The 20229-nt window shown below is 28.9% G+C and carries 20 protein-coding genes; 16 read left to right on the top strand and 4 right to left on the bottom strand.

Going from position 1 to position 20229, the window contains the following annotated elements:
* Positions 1-4: 4 nt before the first annotated feature.
* Positions 5-1108 (top strand): GntR family transcriptional regulator, encoded by a 1104-nt coding sequence (locus N4A55_RS11320; protein WP_293756327.1) that lies wholly within the window; start codon positions 5-7, stop codon positions 1106-1108.
* A 4-nt stretch (positions 1109-1112) separates the two neighbouring features.
* Here the strand turns inward: N4A55_RS11320 and N4A55_RS11315 are convergent, their stop codons facing one another.
* Positions 1113-1508, bottom strand: coding sequence for a hypothetical protein (locus N4A55_RS11315; RefSeq protein ID WP_293756325.1), 396 nt, complete (start codon positions 1506-1508; stop codon positions 1113-1115).
* 215 nt (positions 1509-1723) lie between these two features.
* Here N4A55_RS11315 and N4A55_RS11310 point away from each other — a divergent pair, with 215 nt between their 5' ends.
* Positions 1724-3046 (top strand): FAD-dependent oxidoreductase, encoded by a 1323-nt coding sequence (locus tag N4A55_RS11310; protein WP_293756322.1) that lies wholly within the window; start codon positions 1724-1726, stop codon positions 3044-3046.
* A 377-nt stretch (positions 3047-3423) separates the two neighbouring features.
* Positions 3424-4551 (top strand): TMEM165/GDT1 family protein, encoded by a 1128-nt coding sequence (locus tag N4A55_RS11305; protein WP_293756319.1) that lies wholly within the window; start codon positions 3424-3426, stop codon positions 4549-4551.
* Positions 4552-4641: 90 nt separating this feature from the next.
* Here the strand turns inward: N4A55_RS11305 and N4A55_RS11300 are convergent, their stop codons facing one another.
* Complete coding sequence (locus N4A55_RS11300) at positions 4642-4863, bottom strand: hypothetical protein (protein ID WP_293756316.1); 222 nt, start codon at positions 4861-4863, stop codon at positions 4642-4644.
* A 179-nt stretch (positions 4864-5042) separates the two neighbouring features.
* Here N4A55_RS11300 and N4A55_RS11295 point away from each other — a divergent pair, with 179 nt between their 5' ends.
* The 7 genes from N4A55_RS11295 to N4A55_RS11265 all read left to right on the top strand — a co-directional run bounded on the left by N4A55_RS11295 (position 5043) and on the right by N4A55_RS11265 (position 12761).
* Complete coding sequence (locus N4A55_RS11295; RefSeq protein ID WP_293756313.1) at positions 5043-5759, top strand: DUF2161 domain-containing phosphodiesterase; 717 nt, start codon at positions 5043-5045, stop codon at positions 5757-5759.
* A gap of 280 nt (positions 5760-6039) precedes the next feature.
* A complete protein-coding gene (locus N4A55_RS11290) occupies positions 6040-7965 on the top strand; it encodes an ABC transporter ATP-binding protein/permease (protein WP_293756311.1) in 1926 nt (641 codons plus the stop codon).
* 36 nt (positions 7966-8001) lie between these two features.
* Positions 8002-9813 (top strand): hypothetical protein, encoded by a 1812-nt coding sequence (locus N4A55_RS11285; RefSeq protein WP_293756309.1) that lies wholly within the window; start codon positions 8002-8004, stop codon positions 9811-9813.
* An 8-nt stretch (positions 9814-9821) separates the two neighbouring features.
* Positions 9822-10499: a response regulator transcription factor gene (locus N4A55_RS11280; protein ID WP_293756306.1), complete on the top strand. Its 678-nt coding sequence runs from the start codon at positions 9822-9824 to the stop codon at positions 10497-10499.
* Positions 10500-12206, top strand: a complete 1707-nt coding sequence (locus N4A55_RS11275; RefSeq protein WP_293756303.1) for a HAMP domain-containing sensor histidine kinase — start codon at positions 10500-10502, stop codon at positions 12204-12206.
* 140 nt (positions 12207-12346) lie between these two features.
* Positions 12347-12619, top strand: coding sequence for a PadR family transcriptional regulator (locus tag N4A55_RS11270; protein WP_293756301.1), 273 nt, complete (start codon positions 12347-12349; stop codon positions 12617-12619).
* Positions 12612-12761 carry a hypothetical protein gene (locus N4A55_RS11265; RefSeq protein WP_293756298.1) on the top strand — a complete coding sequence of 50 codons (150 nt, stop codon included), beginning with the start codon at positions 12612-12614 and terminating at the stop codon, positions 12759-12761. The genes N4A55_RS11270 and N4A55_RS11265 overlap by 8 nt, the downstream gene beginning before the upstream one ends.
* 81 nt (positions 12762-12842) lie before the next feature.
* On the opposite strand, the gene dinB is transcribed toward N4A55_RS11265, so the two are convergent.
* Entirely contained in the window at positions 12843-14030 is a 1188-nt protein-coding gene (gene dinB, locus N4A55_RS11260) for a DNA polymerase IV (RefSeq protein ID WP_293756296.1), read from the bottom strand.
* A 530-nt stretch (positions 14031-14560) separates the two neighbouring features.
* On the opposite strand from dinB, the gene N4A55_RS11255 reads away from it, so the two are divergent.
* The 6 genes from N4A55_RS11255 to N4A55_RS11230 all read left to right on the top strand — a co-directional run bounded on the left by N4A55_RS11255 (position 14561) and on the right by N4A55_RS11230 (position 19552).
* Complete coding sequence (locus N4A55_RS11255; protein WP_293756294.1) at positions 14561-15628, top strand: branched-chain amino acid aminotransferase; 1068 nt, start codon at positions 14561-14563, stop codon at positions 15626-15628.
* Between the two features lie 527 nt (positions 15629-16155).
* On the top strand, positions 16156-16824 hold the full coding sequence (locus tag N4A55_RS11250; RefSeq protein WP_293756292.1) for a hypothetical protein: 669 nt from the start codon (positions 16156-16158) through the stop codon (positions 16822-16824).
* A 151-nt stretch (positions 16825-16975) separates the two neighbouring features.
* Entirely contained in the window at positions 16976-17182 is a 207-nt protein-coding gene (locus N4A55_RS11245; RefSeq protein WP_113674034.1) for a 4Fe-4S dicluster domain-containing protein, read from the top strand.
* 26 nt (positions 17183-17208) lie between these two features.
* Positions 17209-18273 (top strand): 3-methyl-2-oxobutanoate dehydrogenase subunit VorB, encoded by a 1065-nt coding sequence (locus N4A55_RS11240; protein WP_330666384.1) that lies wholly within the window; start codon positions 17209-17211, stop codon positions 18271-18273.
* A 2-nt stretch (positions 18274-18275) separates the two neighbouring features.
* Positions 18276-19013 (top strand): thiamine pyrophosphate-dependent enzyme, encoded by a 738-nt coding sequence (locus tag N4A55_RS11235; protein WP_193774598.1) that lies wholly within the window; start codon positions 18276-18278, stop codon positions 19011-19013.
* A 2-nt stretch (positions 19014-19015) separates the two neighbouring features.
* Positions 19016-19552 carry a 2-oxoacid:acceptor oxidoreductase family protein gene (locus tag N4A55_RS11230; protein ID WP_293756286.1) on the top strand — a complete coding sequence of 179 codons (537 nt, stop codon included), beginning with the start codon at positions 19016-19018 and terminating at the stop codon, positions 19550-19552.
* A 69-nt stretch (positions 19553-19621) separates the two neighbouring features.
* On the opposite strand, the gene N4A55_RS11225 is transcribed toward N4A55_RS11230, so the two are convergent.
* On the bottom strand, positions 19622-20200 hold the full coding sequence (locus N4A55_RS11225) for a hypothetical protein (RefSeq protein WP_293756284.1): 579 nt from the start codon (positions 20198-20200) through the stop codon (positions 19622-19624).
* Positions 20201-20229: the final 29 nt, after the last annotated feature.

The following is a 20229-nucleotide window of genomic DNA, read 5'->3' as shown; positions in this document are numbered from 1 at the left end:
AAATATGGATATACAACCTAAGTACAAAACTCTAAAAAATTATATTCAGCAGCGTATCACTAGTGGAATTTATAAGCCAAAAGAAGCTATTCCAAGTGAAAACGAGTTCTGTAAATTATTTAATACAAGTAGAGTAACTGTAAGAAAAGCCATTGATGAACTGGTTATAGAAAGTTATATATATAGAGTTCAAGGTGTGGGGACATTCGTTCAAGAGGATTCATTACGAAATAAACAAGAAGTAAGTAATAGGGTTGACCTTATTTTCCATGATAATAATTTATTATTTTCGGAATTCAATTCTAGTATTATATTAGGTGCAGAGAAGATATTGAAACAAGGTGGGTTAACTCTAGCTACGTATTACTCAATGAATAATACTAAGACCCAATACGATAAAATCAACAATTCAATAAAAGACGGAGCAAAAGGAATAATATTATGTGGTTGTCTTGAAGATGAAGAAACTACAAGATTAAAAGAATTTATTGATTCCCCTATACCAATTATATGTATTGATAGATACTTTGAATCACTTCCTTTTGATGCAGTTGTTGGAGAAGATTTCAACGCTGGTTATGAGGCAGGTAATATTTTCATAAAGAATGGGTATAAGAATATAGGTTATTATTATCCGTATTCTATAGAATCATCAGTAACCAGAGAAAGAGTAAATGGGCTTATACAAGCAATGCAAGATAATAGCATTGAAGTAGATAACAGGCTGATAGTAAGAAGCACTGAAACTAAGAAAGAAAATGTATATGACTATAATGTAATTAGTAAAAATATTAGGGAATATTTGTATAATAACCAAGATTTACAAGCAGTATTAGCCTTTAATGATATAACAGCATTATTATTTTATAAGGAAGCAGCAAGATTAGGTCTTAAGATCCCACAAGATATTGCATTAATCAGTTTTGGTGATTTTTATATTGATTCAATATTTGAAGTAGGTCTCACATCTTTTGATCAACATGCTGATAAAATAGGGCAAGAGGCAGCCAAAATCCTTATTAATAGATTAATCAATAAAGATAAAGTTAGTAGAAAAGTAAAAAAAATAAAATATGAATTAATACAAAGAAAATCATGTAGCTGGTAGATAATCAACCAGCTTTATTTTTTTTTGAACCACTAATAATATTATCTATTTCATCAATAGTATCCAAGACGGCCTGTAATTCAATATCTGTAAAAGAATTCTTGAAATGATCTATAAAGACATCGTAGTCATTTTTAAAACTTTCAAGCTTTTTCTTAGTACTATCTAATTCATGTTTTAGATGTTCTAATTGAATAAGAGCATCTTTTTCAATTTCAAATGCACGTATTTCGGCTTCTTCAATAATTTGTTTAGAAGTAATATGAGATTCAACTAAAGCTTGCGAAATGTACTGCTCTTTTAATTTGTAATTGTCAATAGTATCTTCTAACTCCATAATGAAGTCATCAACTTCCTGTAGTGAATATCCTTTTTTGGTAATAGAGAATGAATTCGACATATTGTACCCCCTATAAAATCTGTATTTTTCTTATAATAACCTTAAACTGATATAATTTTAGCATTAATTTGCAAATAAGGCAATAGAATAAATACAATCAAGATGAAAAGATTATAATTTATATGCCTTTATATAACTATAGCTTTTACTTGACAATAATTATCAATAAGTATATTCTATAAATAAGAAGAATGAATAATAAGGAGGATGGTAATATGAAACTTTGGAGATGTATTATTTGTGGAGAAATATTTGAAGGAGATGAACCTCCTGAGATTTGTCCAGTATGTGGTGCCCCATCGGAAGAATTCGAATTATATACTGAAGAGAAACCAGTATTTACATCAGATAAAAAAGAAAAGGTTGTTATAATTGGTAATAATGCAGCAGGTATTTCAGCAGTTGAAGCAATAAGAAAAAGAAATACAGATGCTGAGATTATAGTTATTGATAAAGATCCTAATTATGCTTATTATCGACCTAGTCTATCAGATTATATAAGTGATAGCCATGATGAAGAATATTTTTATCTCCATAAAAAAGAATGGTATAGTGAGAATAACATAAATTTGATGCTTGGTACTACAGTCACTAAGATTGATGCCAGTAACAACCAGATTATATTAGATAATGGAGAAATTGTAAGCTATGAAAAGCTAATATTAGCAAATGGTAGCCATAATTTTATACCAGAACTTTCAGGTATCAATAAAAAAGGGGTCTTTTCTATTAAGACACTATCTGATGCTGATGAAGTAAAATCTTATGCAAAAAATAGTAATAAAGCAGCTATTATTGGAGGAGGATTATTAGGTCTTGAAGCAGCTTGGGAATTAAAGAAATTAGGCCTTGATGTAACTGTTATAGAGCTGGCTGATAGACTATTACCAAAACAATTAGATGAAGAAAGTTCTAAGATATTAGAAGATGGTATTAAGAAAACGGGAATCAACATCAACAAAAGTGTAACTGCTAATGCTATTATTGGGGAAGATGAAGTTACAGGAATTCAACTTAGTAATGAAATGATAATAGAAGCAGATATAGTCATTGTTTCTATAGGAGTCAGAGCTAATACAAAATTAGCCCAAGAAGCAGGGATAAACATTAATAGAGGTATCATTGTTGATGAATATATGAGAACCAATATTAATAATATCTATGGAGCAGGAGATGTAACTGAGTTTAATGGTATTAACTATTATATATGGCAGCAAGCCATAGAACAAGGTGAAGTTGCAGGGGCTAATGCTGTTGGAGATACTCTTACTTACAAAAATATTATACCTAATAATGTATTCAATGCAATGAACATGAATATATTTTCAACTGGAGATCTAGGAAGTAAAAAAGACTTGTCATATAATAGTGTTAATAAGCAAGATGGAGATAAATCAATCTATAAAAAGCTATATTTTACGGGGAATAAGTTTACTGGTGGTATCCTAATAGGAGATATAACAAAATCATCTGATATGATAAAAGGTGTTGAAGAAAAAACTAGTCTGAGCCAAATGGTAAAAGAGATAATATTATAAGATAGTTTATAGAGATATAAGATATGTTTGCTCCTTTAAGTTTAGATAAGAATAATTATCATTTGTAATTTTTATATTTACATATTGATATATTTGTGATACAATCATAAATGTTCTAAAAGGGAGTAACTGTGACGATAGTCATGAATAAAGTCAACATAATGGAGAAATCCTGGTTTTATTCGCTTTAAATAGAATTTAAAGAAGTGAGACTTTTAGATTGGTTTAGCTATACCAATCTAAAAATTTCACTTCTTTTTTTGTTACATATTGCTCATTATCTACTAATATTGAGTATCTTATGAAACTCTTATTTAATATAACTAATGATAAGTTCTACCTTTTGGATATTCTTAGAGATTATTGGAGGATTAGAAATGTTTTCAGAATTTATTAAAGCTTTTGGTCTCATTTTTATTGCAGAAATGGGTGATAAAACTCAAATATTAGCAATGGCATTTGCAACTCGTTACAAAGTTAGGTTCGTTCTAGGGGGGATTTTTTTTGGAGCACTATTTAATCATGGTTTAGCTGTTATAATGGGAAATTATCTATGTCGCTTTATTCCTGTTAATATTCTTGGGATAATTGCTGGTTTTGCATTCATAGGGTTTTCCATATGGACATTAAAAATTGAAGAAGAAAATGGTGAAGATAAGAATAAAACCATGTCTTTAGGACCGGTTTTTACTGTGGCTACAGCATTTTTTATTGGTGAATTAGGTGATAAAACCCAACTTACTGCAATAACATTATCAACAGATGCTTCTTATCCATTAATAATACTTCTTGGTACTGTATCAGGTATGATCGTTACTGGAGGATTAGGTATATTCATTGGAAGGAAGTTAGGAAACAAAATCCCAGAATTTACTATTAAATTAATTGCCGCTTCTATTTTCATGATTTTTGGTATAACCAAATTGTTTTCAACAGTACCTAGTAGTTATTTACAATCAGTATATGTAATATTATTTTTTATACTAGTTACTACCATTTTTATTATAAGAGTTAAACCTTTATTAAAACTTCGTGCAGAGGAAAAGGCATCAAAATATCTAAAGACTTCACAAATGATATATGATTATTACACTCAATTAGATAATAATATTGAAGAGATATGTTTAGGTAAAAAATATTGTGGTAAATGTGATAGAGATAAATGTATAGTAGGCTATTCAAAATCCTTGATGGAGCAGGTTAAGATTAATAATGATTATGATACAATCATAGAATTTGATGAAAAATTTATTAGTGTAATTAATGATTCAAAAAGAGATAGGGTAATAGAAGCTCTAATTACTGCTATCGCTATTCTTAATAATGATAATATTAATGAAAAAGATAAAGATAATGTAAATAAAATAAGAAGAAACTTTGAAAAGATTCTATTTAAAAAAAGCATCATTGAGTTTGATAGTTGGACAAGATATATTGAGATTGTTAACAATCAGGATAAAAAGATTGGTGAAAGACTAAGTAGTATTTTATGTATAAATAGATAAAATACATAAGGGATGTCGTATAATACATTTTTTTGAATGACTTAGATATTACGACAGCCCCTTAATATTTTTTTGCTTGTTTAATTTTGATTATGATTCTTGATAATTAGAAATAGTATTATTTACGCTAGTTAATGCGTTGTTAACTGCATTAAGAGTATCCTGAATTCTCTTTTTGTTTTCTGGTTTTTCTACTGTGCTTATTGCTTGATTCAAACAACTTTTAGCACTTTCTAATTGTGATTGTACATCATGTACATGTTGAATAGCATTTTTGCCTTGTTGATTTTGATTATTCATTTGATTATGCATATATTTTTCCTCCTAATTGTATTAGTTATAATTTAACAATACTAGTATTAATTATTTTGGAAGAAAATATACTCCATTTTTTTCATTTATTACAAATTATTTGAACTTCATTAACTTGTAACTTGGCTAATCAATTCATTAAGTATATAATATTTATATAAACAAGATGGAGAATGACGATGGATATAAAAGAAACGGATTTATATAAACCTATTTACAATTATTTTACGAATTTAGGATACAAAGTTAATGGCGAGGTTAGATCTATTGATGTAACGGCAGTAAAAGATGATGAACTAATTGTTATAGAGCTTAAAAAAGTTCTTAATATGAAACTGTTGATTCAAGGAACTAAAGGGCAAAGATTAACTGATAGAGTATATCTTGCCATAGAACGACCAAAAAAAATATTTTCAAGGCAGTGGAAGGACAAGCTTTATCTAATCAGAAGATTAGAACTAGGACTGATATTTGTTTCATTCAAAGGTAATAAACCGTTGGTTCAGGTAGTATATCACCCTAAGCCTTTTGACAGAAATCAAAGTAAGCGATTATCATCCAAGAAGAAAAATAATATTATTGCTGAGATTGAAGGACGATATGGTAATTTCAATGTAGGTGGAAGTACTAAAACAAAGCTTATGACAGCATATAAGGAAAATTCTATACATATCGCCTGCTGCTTAGAAAAATACGGGGACTTATCACCTAAACAACTTAGGGAACTAGGAACAGGTGATAAAACTACTTCCATACTATATAATAATTTTTACGACTGGTTTACCAAAATAGATAGAGGAATTTATGGAATCACCCCAAAAGGCATTGAAGCCATTAAACAATATAAAGAATTAGCTGATTATTATTACAATCAATTACCTATGGATGAAGCATAGTATTATTATAATAATCAGTATCTGTATAGCAACATGTGTTTAAACAATATATTTAATACTTGTAAGAAAATAAAACCTTGTAAACCTTTTTTTATAAAGGGATATAAGGTTTTTTAGTTTTATCTAGTGCATAGAATTATACCAATCATCATATGGACAGTAATATTAACAAAAAAAACACATTTTCTAGATAATAAATAGATATTGAATATGTATAATCATGTTATAAGAATAAAATTAAAATTAAGAGCTAAATAAACTAATAAAAAGGAGTGATAAAATGATTAAAATAAAAGGTATTAAAAAGATATATAATCCAGAAAAGCAAAAACCTCTTACAGCTCTAAATGATATTAATCTTGAGTTTGGACCAGGGGAGTTTGTGTGCATAATTGGGAAATCTGGCTCAGGTAAATCTACACTGTTAAATATTATTGCTGGTCTTGATAAGCCGACAGCAGGTTCTGTTTTCATTGATAATGAAGATATCGCAGGCTTTTCAGATCTAAAACTAGCAAATTGTAGAAAAAATAAAATTGGTTTTGTCTTTCAAGATTTTCAATTGATGGAGCATTTGACTGTGCTTGAAAATGTTGAACTTGGTCTATCTATGAATGCTGTTGATAGTAAAGAAAAACGAAGAAGAGCAAAATCAATACTTATGAATATTGGACTTTATGAACATCTTAATCATAAGCCTAGTGAATTATCAGGAGGACAAAAACAAAGAGTATCTATAGCAAGAGCCTTAGTTAAAAATCCGGATATAATTATTGCTGATGAACCAACGGGTGCACTTGACAGCAAAACATCAATAGAAATGTTAAATATATTAAAAGATATTGCTGATTCTGGCAAACTTGTGATTGTTGTAACACATGATTATGAAGTAAAAGATTATTCAACAAGAATAGTGGAATTAAAAGATGGTCAAGTTATAAAAGATGAAATCAAACAAAAGGTTGTATATAAACATGAAAAATCAATAGTACAAAAACGTAGTTTTGATATTAGAGCAGCTTTTAGATTATCATGGAAAAGATTGCTAGAAAGAAAATGGAGATATTTACTTGTATCTGTAAGTATGATTATAGGAATATGTAGCTTGGCAATAGCATTTGGCATAAGTAATGGTATAAAAAGCTATTCAGAATATGCTAACAAACGTATTATTGATAATAAAAAGCTTACATTTATTAAAAAAGATGCTTTAACAAGCGAAGATTATTTTGCATTAAAGAAAAATAAAAAAATAAAATTATTACAAGATGAATATGTATTAAATGCCAAGCACGAACTTGATAATAAAGAAGAAATATCTTTTAAAGTAAAATCAATTATTCAAGAAGAGTATCAAAAAGATTATACGACACCAGAAATATTGCATGGAAGATTACCTCAGGATAATAAAAACGAAATAGCTCTATCCTATAACATTGCAATGAAGTTGGCTAAAGATGGTAATATCCAAGAACTAATAGGCAAAAAGATTGAATCAAAATTCTTAGCAGTAGATGATTTGAATAATTATCCGTCACGTTGGGACAAACAATCCCTTAATATTGTAGGAATAACTCAAAAGACTCTAATTGGTGAAGATTATGCGTATTTACCATATGAAACCCAAAAGACATTTGTAAGACGTTCCAGATTTCTAGGTAAGAATGAAGATATACCAACAAATAAAATGAGTGTTTATTTGGAGGATAATAAAGATATAGGTCAGGTATATAATACTTATGTTAAATCATATGATATCACAAGACCAGAAGATGTGTTAAAAGGATTAACTAAAGTATTTAAGAATTTTAATCTTATCATTTTAGGAGCGGCACTTTTAATACTTCTTATTTCAGCATTAATGATAGGTATAATATTATTTATTAGTGTACTTGAAAGACAAAGGGAAATAGGATTACTTATATCAATTGGTGGAACAAAAAAAGATATTAAGAAGATATTTGTTACAGAAGGTTTATTATTAGGAACATTAGCTTCAACTGCAGGAGTAATATTGTCAATAGTAATGTTTTTGGCAATCAACCCAATGGCAATAAAACATATGAATTATCCAATTTATAATCCTAATATATTAACGCTAATGATTGCTTTAACGGTGGGCATAATTGTAAGTTTAGTATCTAGTATTGTACCAGCAGTAAAAGCATCAAAATTATCACCTATTGAATTACTAAGAAGAAATTAATAAAAAAAACCATTAAAAACTAAGGAGATGTATATAATGAAAAGAATTTTTGTAGTACTTTTAATTAGTATACTAATAATTAATTTAATCGGTTGTCAAATGAAGAAAGAAAACAATTCCCAATCAATTGATAGTGGAAAAGTAAGTAGTCAAACCGCTGAATCTAAGGTAAAAGGTACAGATAATGGAAATATTGAAGGTCTCCAAGATAGTAATGCTTTTAAAGGAAAAATGGTTCTTCTACCAGAAGGTATGGAAATTCCAAAAGGAGCAGAAAAGATGCCGGTTGAAGGATTGACAGGAAATACAGTATTCATACCAGAAGGAATTCCTGTTCCAGAAGGGGCAGAGGTATTATTTGATACTAATGATACAACAGTATTAACGGATTCAGAAGAAGCAAATGGTAATGTTATTATTACAAAAGAACAAAAGGATAAATTAAGAGAAATATTCCCACAGCTTTGTAGAGAAACAAAAGAAACTCTAATTGATAATGCTCATCTAATCGACCCAATGTTTGATATGAAGAAAATGCAAATTCTTTTAATAAGTAATACTCTACATACAGCGTACTTAATTAATAGTCAAGATAAAAAATATGGTGAAAAAGATGAAATGGTAGAATACTCCACAGATACATTTAAAGATAAAAGAATCCTTGTACAAATTTATAATATTGTTGAGTTTAATAACAAACCAACTTATATCGTTAATGTTGATTATATGATAGGTATTGCATTTGATCTTAACTCTATGAAAACTGAAATCTTTAAATTTATTGTACATGAAGCTGTTCATCTTGTTCTACAAAAAGCAAAAGATAAGAATTTGACAACAATGGAAGAAGCAATGGGTAGGAGTAGAGCAGTAAAGTATCCAATGGAATATCAATCTCGTATATATAGAAATCAAATGACTCATTTTTATAAACAAGCTTTATCTACTGTTGATGAACAAGAAAAAATAAATAATATTAAAAAAGCTAATTATTTTTATAAGAAATACTTAGAACAAAGTGAAGACAATAAAGAAAAGAGTAGTTATGATAAAATAGAAGGCGAAGCAAGATTTGCAGAATATAAAGCATTATCTATATTAGAAGGTAATAAAACAGTTGATGAAGTTAATAAAAATGCTGTAAAATTATTAAACAAAGATATGAATATAAGAATATTAGGAATGAAGGAAAATATGGAATACTATATTATAGGTTCAGCAGCGTATGGGTTAATCTATGATTTGGGTATTGAGAATAATTTAGACTATAATAATCCTGTCAAATATTTATTAAAAAAATACGGTGTTACAGAAAATGAAGGAAATAAAAAGTTAACTATGAAAATAACTAATGAATATGAAGCATATAATAAAAATATTAAAACTAGAGTTGAAGATATTGAAAACAAACTACAAAGCAATGATTATAATATAATTGTAATACCTATAAATAATAAATATACTGAGAATCGTAATGTAGTCTATAATAAAGAATCACTTCAATATGAGTATAAAAATAAAAAAGTCACAATCGATAGTATGTCAAAAGAAATACGTTTAGGAAATGGTAGAATATTATTAAAAAATGCTCAAGTATTAAGTGAATCACTAATTTCTGAACAATTAACTAAAAAAAATAAAGAAGTAATAGAAGGTAATGAATCAAGTAAAGAACAAGAAATTCCAAATGGTATATCTGACATTGTAATAGAAAATATTTATGTAACGGTTCCTAAAAAAGATGTCGATATTGATAATAGTAGACTATCAGTTCAGACAAAGCAAGTACAAATATATGATGCAAAATTCAACGAAAAAGATGGGATGTATTATTTAGAAGATAAATAGGTGATAATATGTATAAAGTGTTAATTATAGAAGATGATTATAGAATCGGTACATTAGTGAAAGATTATTTTATTAGGGAGAAATTTGATGCATTATTAAAAGATGATGGAATTGAAGGCTATATAGCTTTCAATTCTGATTCTTATGATTTAGTTATTTTGGATGTTATGTTACCGGGAATAGATGGTTTTGAAATAGCAAGCCGTATTAGAAAGACATCCAATGTCCCTATTATCATGGTAACAGCTAGAAGCGATGATGAAGACCAAATAAAAGGATATTCCTATAAAATTGATGACTATATAACCAAGCCTTTTAATCCTGATATACTGCTTATAAAAGCTAAAATCCTCTTAGAAAGAATTAATATTAATACAATCGATAATAATGAAGAAATGATTAATATTCAAGGGCTTATAATTGATTATAATAAAAGAAAAGTGTTTGTTGATGGGGAACACATAATATTAGAGCCAAAACAGTTCAATATATTAAAATATCTAGTTGATAATAAAGAAAGAGTGGTATCAAGAGAAGAGTTGCTTAATAAAATATGGGGATATGATTACTTTGGAAGTGACAGAGTAGTAGATACCCAAATAAGAAAATTAAGAAAGAATTTACAACATAAGGCATACCTAATTAAGACTGTTTTTTCAGTAGGATATTCATTTGAGGAGGACTAAATGAAGAGAAGTAGATTAAGAAATAAATTATTATTTATAAATATATGTATTTTCGGATTAGTTTTCTTCTGCCAATTTATCTTTCAAAATTTCTTTTTTGAGTTTTATTATCAAAAATACCAGGGAGAAATATTGGATAAAAAAATAAATCAATTTGAAATGGAAATGAACAAAGATAATATCAATAATGAAATAGTGAATGGATTAACTAAAAATGATATATTAGTAGCTCACTTAGATAATAATTTAATGCCAATATCAGGAAATATTTTTAATGAAGATTCTATTACTATTAAGACAGATAATAATGAAATGATAACAGGGTATCTTATGATAGGTAATATTGATACCATATTTGAAATAGGTAGTCAAGTTGAGGTAGCTCTTTTTAGACTGAAAGGTGATGATAAATACTATATCAGTTCTCTTATGATTGATAAAATAATAGAAAATGGTTCTATAAATGCGAATAAAAAAATTATTTCGGATGAATTAATAGGTTTATCTAACCGGGATAAAACCGATATAATTAATATTAGTGGAGAAATTATTAAATATACAAATAATTACCATATTAGTTTTGAACATCAAACCACCATAAGTAATTATTTATTAAATAATAAAGAACTAATTGATGGTTTGAAAAAAATTAATGACACTAAAAATGATTATCTATTAAGAACTAAAAAATTAAATGATGGGTATTTAATTGCTTCAATATCTCTTGAACAGTATCAAGATATTATTTTGATACTAAATAATTTTAATAGATATATTATTATATTTACTATTGTTTTAGTTACATTGATTATATTTAATTATTCAAGAAGTATAATTAATCCTATATTGAAGATGAAAAAATGTGCTCAAGCTATAGCTATTCAAGATTTTGATAATAAAGTACAATTACATTCAAAAGATGAATTACAAGAGCTAGGAGAAGCTTTGAATGATATATCAAAGAATCTTGAAAATAAGATTGTGTCATTAGAAAATATAAATAATAAATTAAAAATAGAATATGAAGAACGATTGGAGATTGAAAAATATCAAAAGCATTTATTAATGAATATATCACATGACCTAAAAACACCATTGACAGTTATCAAAGGATATTTAAAAGCCATAAAAGATGGAATGTATAGTAAAGAACAGTATATTGATTATACAATAGATAGTGTAGATCAGATAAGTAATTCATTAAATGAAATGCTTGAACTAACAAAGTTTCAATCAAAGTCATATAATCTATCGTTAGAGAAAATTGACTTAACAAGATTAATTTATAAAACACTAAATAATATAATATACCTTAGTAAACAAAAGAAACAAGATATAGGATTAGATTTATTAGATGATGTATTTATTACAGCTAATGAAGAAGCAATGAGAAAAGTCATTCAAAATCTGTTGAGCAACGCAATCAAATATTCGCCAGAATGCAATAAAATATTCATTAGACTTATTGAACAAGAAAAGCATTATTTGCTTTCCATAGAAAACACAGGTGTTCATATACCAGAAAATGATCTAAAGCATGTTTTTGATGAGTTTTATAGAGTAGATAAAGCAAGAAATAAAAATGTTAAAGGGAACGGACTGGGTCTGGGAATAGTGAAAATAATTCTAGATAGACATGGATTAAAATATTCAATTGGCAATACTTCAAAAGGTGTTATTTTTATTATTGATTTTAAAGAAGAATAAGGGTAACAATACTAAGTTAACGTCTTCTATAATAAGAAGGCGTAACTCCATATCATAGGACAATTCTCTAATCAGATAAGTGTATAATTGGATAACATTCCTTTTATCTGAATTTCATAAAAAGGAAGTTTGGATTCATATTGATTAATTATCATGGTTATGGTATTCTGCAGCATATTAGCGAAATCAGTAATGGAAGTGTTCAATTAGGTAGTGGTACCCTCTATGGTGCTATCAATACTTTGCTAAAAAAAGGCTGGATAAAAATATATCACCAAGAAGGTACTAGCCGTAAGAAAAAAGAATACGTAATAACAGAACAAGGCTTACATATAGCAAATCAAGAATTACTACGTTTACAACAGCTAACCAAATTGGGTGAAGACATTTTAGGAGGTAATAATAATGACTAAGCTAGCTTTTAGGTATTTTATTGATTATGAAAAAATTGTTAGTGGATTATATGTTATGCTGATAATATTTGTGATTATACATGGTGCAAAGACGTATTTGAAAATGAATAGTATACAAAAATATATGAATCTACATGAATAAACTGAATGGGGCTGATGGATAATACAAACTTGTAGCCAATAAAAAATGTATTATAGCACAACCTCATTTTAGTATAGGGATCTATTTTGGTTTGTATTTACTATTTATAAAAGAAGCTCTTTTAACAGAATTGTAACCAAAACGTCCACGAAGCTCATCTACTAATTTATCAACTTGCTCTTTTTTTACCGTATTTTCCTCATTTTCAAAAAGAGATAACTGCTTATAATCTTGGATGCCAAAATTACCTATGCCAACACCAAGTAATCTTACTGGTTTATCTAATGGTATATGGTTTAGTAGATTACATGCCATACTATAAATTGTATCAGTTACATCCGTAGGTTCATCAATAGTAATACTTCTAGTTATGACATTAAAATCATTATACTTTATTTTAATCCATATGGTTTTACCCTTTGAAATGTGTTTCCTAAGTCTCCAACTAACAGAGTCTGCTAATAGAAGGGCTTCCTTTTTAAGTTCATCCAAATCCCTTACATCAGAAGAAAAAGTAATCTCATTACTAATGCTTTTCATATCGTCCTTTACATTAGGAGTAATGATATTACTACCAATACCATTTGCAGAATTATGGATTTCTCCAGCATATTTATTACCAACAATCGTTTTTAATACACTAATTGGACACGTAGCTAAATCTCCGATTGTAGATATATCCATTTTATTAAAAGCTACAGTAGTTTTTTTACCAACACCATATAATTCTCCAACTGGTAGATGCCATAATTTTTCTTCAACATCCTTTGGATATATTTCTGTAATACCTAGGGGCTTCTTATAATCAGATGCCATCTTAGCTAGTAATTTATTTGACGATATTCCTACTGAACAAGGTATATCTAATTCACTTAATAATCGGTTTTGAATAGTTATAGCCACCTCATGGGGCGAACCAAAAAGATTCTCTGTCCCAGTCATATCCAAAAAAGCCTCATCAATTGAAAGTTGCTGTTTCAAAGGAGTATACTCATCAAATATACCCATTATTTCTCTTGATATATTACTATAAAGATTATGAGTGGGCTGCACAACAGTAGCCTCAGGACATAACTTCACAGCCTGCCAGATAGGCATAGCCGTTTTTACACCATAAGCTTTAGCATCATAACTAGCAGCTAATACAATACCACGTCTCTTTTGTGGATCTCCACCCACAATTAAAGGCACATCTTTCAATCTTGGATTGTTAGCCTGCTCACAAGAAGCAAAAAAAGAATTCATATCAATATGAAGTATTGTTCTCATAATTATCCCTCTTATTATATGGGTATATAATTCTATATCAATTATAACCCGAATATATGTTCTTATATAATAATACCATAAAAATGCATAAAAAAGAAACCATATGTATAGATTTTTAAATTTATAGATATGAATTATTGTAAGCCCTAAAGTTTTTCTTCTCATAAATTCAAATATTAACTTTGAAATAGCCAAAAGTAGTCCACAGTAGAAGAAAAAGTTTTTTGTAATCCTATTAAAGGTTACTTCAAGCAAAATGGACTCGATGTTCAAAAACTATAATCGATATTATATTGCATTTACCTATCAATGAGTATATAATATACTTTAAATAATTTGCATGATATGAATTTACTTACTTATATTAAGTATTTTGAATTAAACACATTTATATATTAAAAATATATTAGTAACAAGACATTTTTTATAGTTTTATGATATTATTAAAAATAAGAATATATTCAAGTTAGTAAACTTAAGTATGAAATTATAGGAAAAGATTTTCCTTATATTAAGAAGGGGGCATTCAAATGCTAAATATTAAATGTGAATTAACCAAAAACCTTAAGCAAAAACCAGATTTTAATAATCTTGGATTTGGAACAGAATTTACTGATCATATGTTTATTATGGATTATACTGAAGGAAAAGGATGGCATGACCCAAGAATTGTACCATATCAACCAATCTCATTAGATCCTTCTGCTATGGTTTTTCATTATGGACAAGAAATGTTTGAAGGAATGAAAGCCTATAAAACCGAAGATGACAGAGTACTTTTATTCAGACCTGAAAAAAACATTCAAAGAACTAATGTAACTAATGAAAGATTATGTATTCCTATGATAGATGAAGATGATATGTTTCAAGCTATCAACGAGCTTATAAAAGTAGAAAAAGGATGGATTCCAACTCCAAAAGGAACATCTCTATATATTAGACCTTTTATCATAGCTACTGATCCTTTCTTAGGTGTAAGAGCATCTAATTCTTATATGTTTATGGTTATATTATGTCCAGTTGGTGCTTATTATAAAGAAGGTATTAATCCTGTGAAAATATGGGTTGAAACTGAGTATGTTCGTGCAGTAAAAGGTGGCATTGGTTTTGCTAAGACAGGGGGAAACTATGCAGCTAGTATCAAAGCTCAAATGAAAGCTAAAGAAAGAGGATACTCTCAAGTATTATGGCTTGATGGAGTAGAAAGAAAATATGTTGAAGAAGTAGGAACTATGAACGTATTTTTCAAAATTGACGGAGAGGTTATTACACCATCTCTTGAAGGTAGCATATTAGCAGGTGTTACAAGAGATTCTGTTATTGAATTATTAAAAACTTGGAATATACCTGTTTCAGAGAGAAAACTCTCAATAGAAGAAATCTATGATGCAGCAGAAAAAGGAACACTTGAAGAAGCATTCGGGACTGGAACAGCTGCTGTTATATCACCAATAGGAGAACTTAACTACAATGGCAGAGTAATTAGTATCAATGATGGAAAAATAGGTGAAGTGTCTCAAAAGATTTATGATACAATCACTGGTATCCAAACAGGTCAAGTAGTAGATACTTATGGATGGGCAAAAGAAATAAAATAGATAGTATAATGATAATTTGAATTAACTATGAAAAAAGAGGGTTTTAATTAACCTTCTTTTTTTATATTCTCATTTTACTGTCAAGATCATTAAGATTAAATATTATTAATAAAATACATATGATGGTTTATATAATAATTATCTTTTGATAATTTTCTTTATTAACTAAATACATGGAATAAGTTTGCTAGAAATCTTGTTTGTTATATTTATTAATGTTATTATTAATTAAAGTAGTATAAATTTAGGGAATATTTTTCGATTTACTACATTAATGTATTTGAGTGGTGGACTAATATAATATATCTGATAATTGGTAAAAATGCACAAAAATAACATGAAAAAATTAATGTGTATTTACTACTTAATTCTCATTATATATTGGAAAATTAGCTTTGATATGTTATTATATAAATATAAATGGCATAAAACACAAACTATTTATTGAAAACATATAGTTGGGATTAATAACTAAATGTGTTTCTGGAAAGGACATTATTAAATAAACTATAGCAAAGGAGCGTAATATGGTAAAGGGATTAAATATTACTATTTTTACAGGGAATTTTGGCAGTGGTAAGACTGAAATGGCAATCAATTCAGCTTTAAAGTCTGCCGAACAAGGAAAGAAAACGGTACTTGTAGATGTTGATGTGGTTAATCCTTTTTTTCGTTCTGCAGAAGTTAAACCTTTATTGGAGGAGAAAAATATTAAGGTGATAACCCCTAATTTTGCAACAACGAATCTGGATATACCATCTTTACCGGCATCTATCTATAGTGTTTTTAGTATGGAAAATACTAATGTTTTCTTTGATGTAGGAGGCGACGAAGACGGGGCAACCAGCCTTGGTCAATTCAAAAGTTATTTTGATTCTTGTGATTATAAAATGTATTTTGTAATTAACACAAGAAGACCTTTTACTAATAATGAAGAAGATATCATAGGTCTTATGAAACAAGTGGAATTAAGATCAAGATTAAAGATAACAGATCTAGTAAACAATACTAATCTGTCCTACGAAACAACAGAAGATATTATATTACAAGGTCAGAGAATTATTGACAACGTATCGGATATGACAGGCATACCCATAACTTATATAAATGCAAAGAAAGATATATCTATAGAATTACCAGAAAAACATAAAGGCAAATTATTTTATATGGATTTATTCATGCAACCCAAATTTTAGGATAGAGTGATTATTCTTAATCACCTTCCTAAAGTATTTTGCTAGATTATGAAGTATTAATAATTATAGGAGCATTTAAATATAACTTTATCCAAACTTACAAAAGATGAACTAATATTTAAGTGTTTCCTTAGGTGAAAGGAGATTACATATGGCAAAGGTAACTTTTAATGAGGAGTTATGTAAGGGATGTGGGTTATGTACCACAGTATGTCCTAAAAAGATAGTGGTTTTATCAAAAGATAAGATTAATACAAAAGGATATCATCCTGCCACTGTTACAGACATGGATCAATGTATTGGTTGTGCTTTTTGTGCTACCATTTGTCCTGATGTCGTCATTAAAGTAGAGAAATAATTAGAGTATAGAATGGAGGAGTAATAATGGAAAAGGTTTTAATGAAGGGTAATGAAGCCATAGCAGAAGCTGCAATACAAGCTGGATGCAAATATTTTTTTGGTTATCCTATAACACCACAAAATGAAATTCCAGCATATATGGCTAAAAAATTACCTAAAATCGGAGGTGTTTTTTTACAAGCAGAATCCGAGGTTTCAGCCATAAATATGGTATACGGAGCAGCAGGAGCAGGAGCAAGAGTTATGACATCATCATCAAGTCCTGGAATAAGTCTAAAACAAGAGGGCATTTCATATATAGCAGGAGCAGGGTTACCATGTGTTATAGTTAACATAGTAAGAGGGGGCCCAGGTCTTGGAGGAATCCAGCCAGCTCAGTCAGATTACTTTCAAGCTGTCAAAGGTGGAGGACATGGAGATTATAATCTAATCGTTTATGCTCCATCAACTTTACAAGAGATGGTTAGTCTTACAATGGAAGCATTTGATATAGCTGATATGTACAGGAATCCAGTAATGATTCTTGGAGACGGAATGCTTGGACAAATGATGGAACCAGTTGAATTCGTTAAACCACCTGCTAGAGATTTACCTGCTAAAGATTGGGCTACAACAGGCTGCGATGGAACTAGAAAACCTAATATTATTAATTCATTATATATAGACCCAGCTGAACTTGAAAAAGAAGTAGATAAGACATATAAAAAATATAAACTCATAGAGGAAAAAGAAGTAAGATATGAAAAATACAATTGCGATGATGCAGAGATAATCGTAACTGCTTATGGAACAACAGCAAGAATAGTAAAAAGTGTAATCGAAATGGCAAAAGAAGAAGGAATCAATGTAGGATTAATAAGACCTATAACATTATGGCCATTCCCTTATAAATCTGTTAGAGAATACGCTGACAAAGACCATGTAAAAGCATTCATGAGTGTTGAAATGAGCAAAGGTCAAATGATAGAAGATATAAGACTTGGAGTGAACGGAAAAAAAGACGTATATTTTTATGGCAGAACAGGTGGTATGGTACCAACTCCTAATGATATTATGGCAGAGATTAGAAAAATAGTGAAGGAGGTATAATAATGAAAGTAGTATTTGATAAACCAAAGGCCCTAACTGAAACTCCTTTTCATTATTGCCCTGGTTGTACTCATGGAATAATACATCGTTTAGTTGCTGAAGCAATAGATGACCTTAATATACAAGATAAAGCTATAGGTGTAGCACCTGTAGGATGTTCTGTTTTTGCATACAAATATTTTGGCTGTGATATGCACGAAGCAGCGCATGGTCGTGCTCCTGCTGTTGCAACAGGTATTAAAAGGGTTTTACCAGACAACATAGTTTTTACATATCAAGGTGACGGAGATTTAGCATCCATCGGAGCAGCTGAGATTGTTCATGCAGCAGCAAGAAATGAAAATATTACTGTAATTTTTGTTAATAATGCAATCTATGGAATGACAGGTGGACAAATGGCACCAACAACATTAGTTGGTCAAGTAACAACTACATCTCCTTATGGAAGAGATCCAAAACTTGCAGGATTACCTATAAAAGTATCAGAAATGTTGGCTACCTTGGATGGAGCATATTACATAGAAAGAGTATCGGTTCATGACGTGAAACATATAAAACAAGCTAAAAAAGCTATTAAGAAAGCTTTTGAGAATCAAGTTAATAACAAAGGATTTTCATTAATTGAGGTGTTATCAACTTGCCCTACCAACTGGGGAATGTCACCTTCTGAAGCACTTGAATGGGTTAAAGATAGCATGGTTCCAGTATATCCTTTGGGTGTTAAAAAGGAGGGGGAGTAACAATGACTGAGCAACTAATTATTGCTGGATTTGGTGGTCAAGGTGTTATGTCTATTGGCAGGATACTAACATATGCAGGAATGACTGAAAAAAAAGAAGTGTCATGGTTACCATCCTATGGACCAGAAATGCGTGGCGGAACAGCCAACTGTAATGTAATTGTATCAGACAAACCAGTTGCATCACCTATAGTGACAAAAGCTACAGCAGGATTGATGTTAAACAAACCATCATTAATTAAATTTGAAAATAGTGTCAAGGAAGGCGGTAATCTATTAATTAACAGTTCGCTGATAGATATAAAAGCAACTAGAGATGATATAAATGTATATTATATCAAAGCTAATGAGATTGCAGTTGAACTTGGTAACACAAGGATAGCTAATATGGTAATGCTTGGTGCTTATTTGGAACTAACCAAAGTTGTTAGTATAGATTCAGTTATTGAAGCACTCAAGAAAGTATTAGGAAAATCAAAAGAACATCTTATTCCAATTAATATAAAAGCCATGGAACGTGGAGCTGAATGTGTTAAGTAATGAATATAAAAATCTCAGGCTATCTAAAGTCTGAGATTTTCATATTTATAATATTTGTAAAAGTTAACTTCATTTAGGATATTTTTCAATTACCTGTGTTGAAGAGTTATATATTTTGATATCATAGTTATTGGTATATTCTTGTATGCTAAACCATATATTAAAATCATTTTTTCTTATTATTGTAGCCTCTTCATTATTAACTATTATTTTATTAACATCGTTACTATATATTACTCCATAAAAAATAGGTATTTGAATATTCCCATTTTTTAAATGTGTCCATTGCCAAGTTGTTTTACTTTCATTGAGATTCCATATATTTGGCAGAGTATTTTCTAAAGAAATACCTCTTTTTTTAGCAAGTACCTTCCATCTAGAATTCCATCTTTTTTTAAGTAATGCTATATTTAAGAGATTATAATTATCCTTATAAAAAACTAAGTAAGCATTATTAGTTTTAACTTGATATATTAACTCATCAAGTTTAGTATTGGATTTATTGATATTATAATAATAATTTAATGTTTGAATAATTGTACTACCATGTTCATAGTTTGGGTTAGACCAAAGTCCATCAGTATAGTCCCCTAATATAATAAATACTAGAACTAGCACACAAAAAAATAGGTATCTTTTTCGTGACAATTTATCACTCCCAATATTTTTATTATTCT

Origin of the sequence: Vallitalea sp., assembly GCF_025211055.1 — a bacterium.
GTDB lineage: Bacteria > Bacillota > Clostridia > Lachnospirales > Vallitaleaceae > Vallitalea.
The sequence above is the reverse complement of the archived record's forward strand: the minus strand, read 5'-3'. Positions and strand labels throughout refer to the sequence as shown.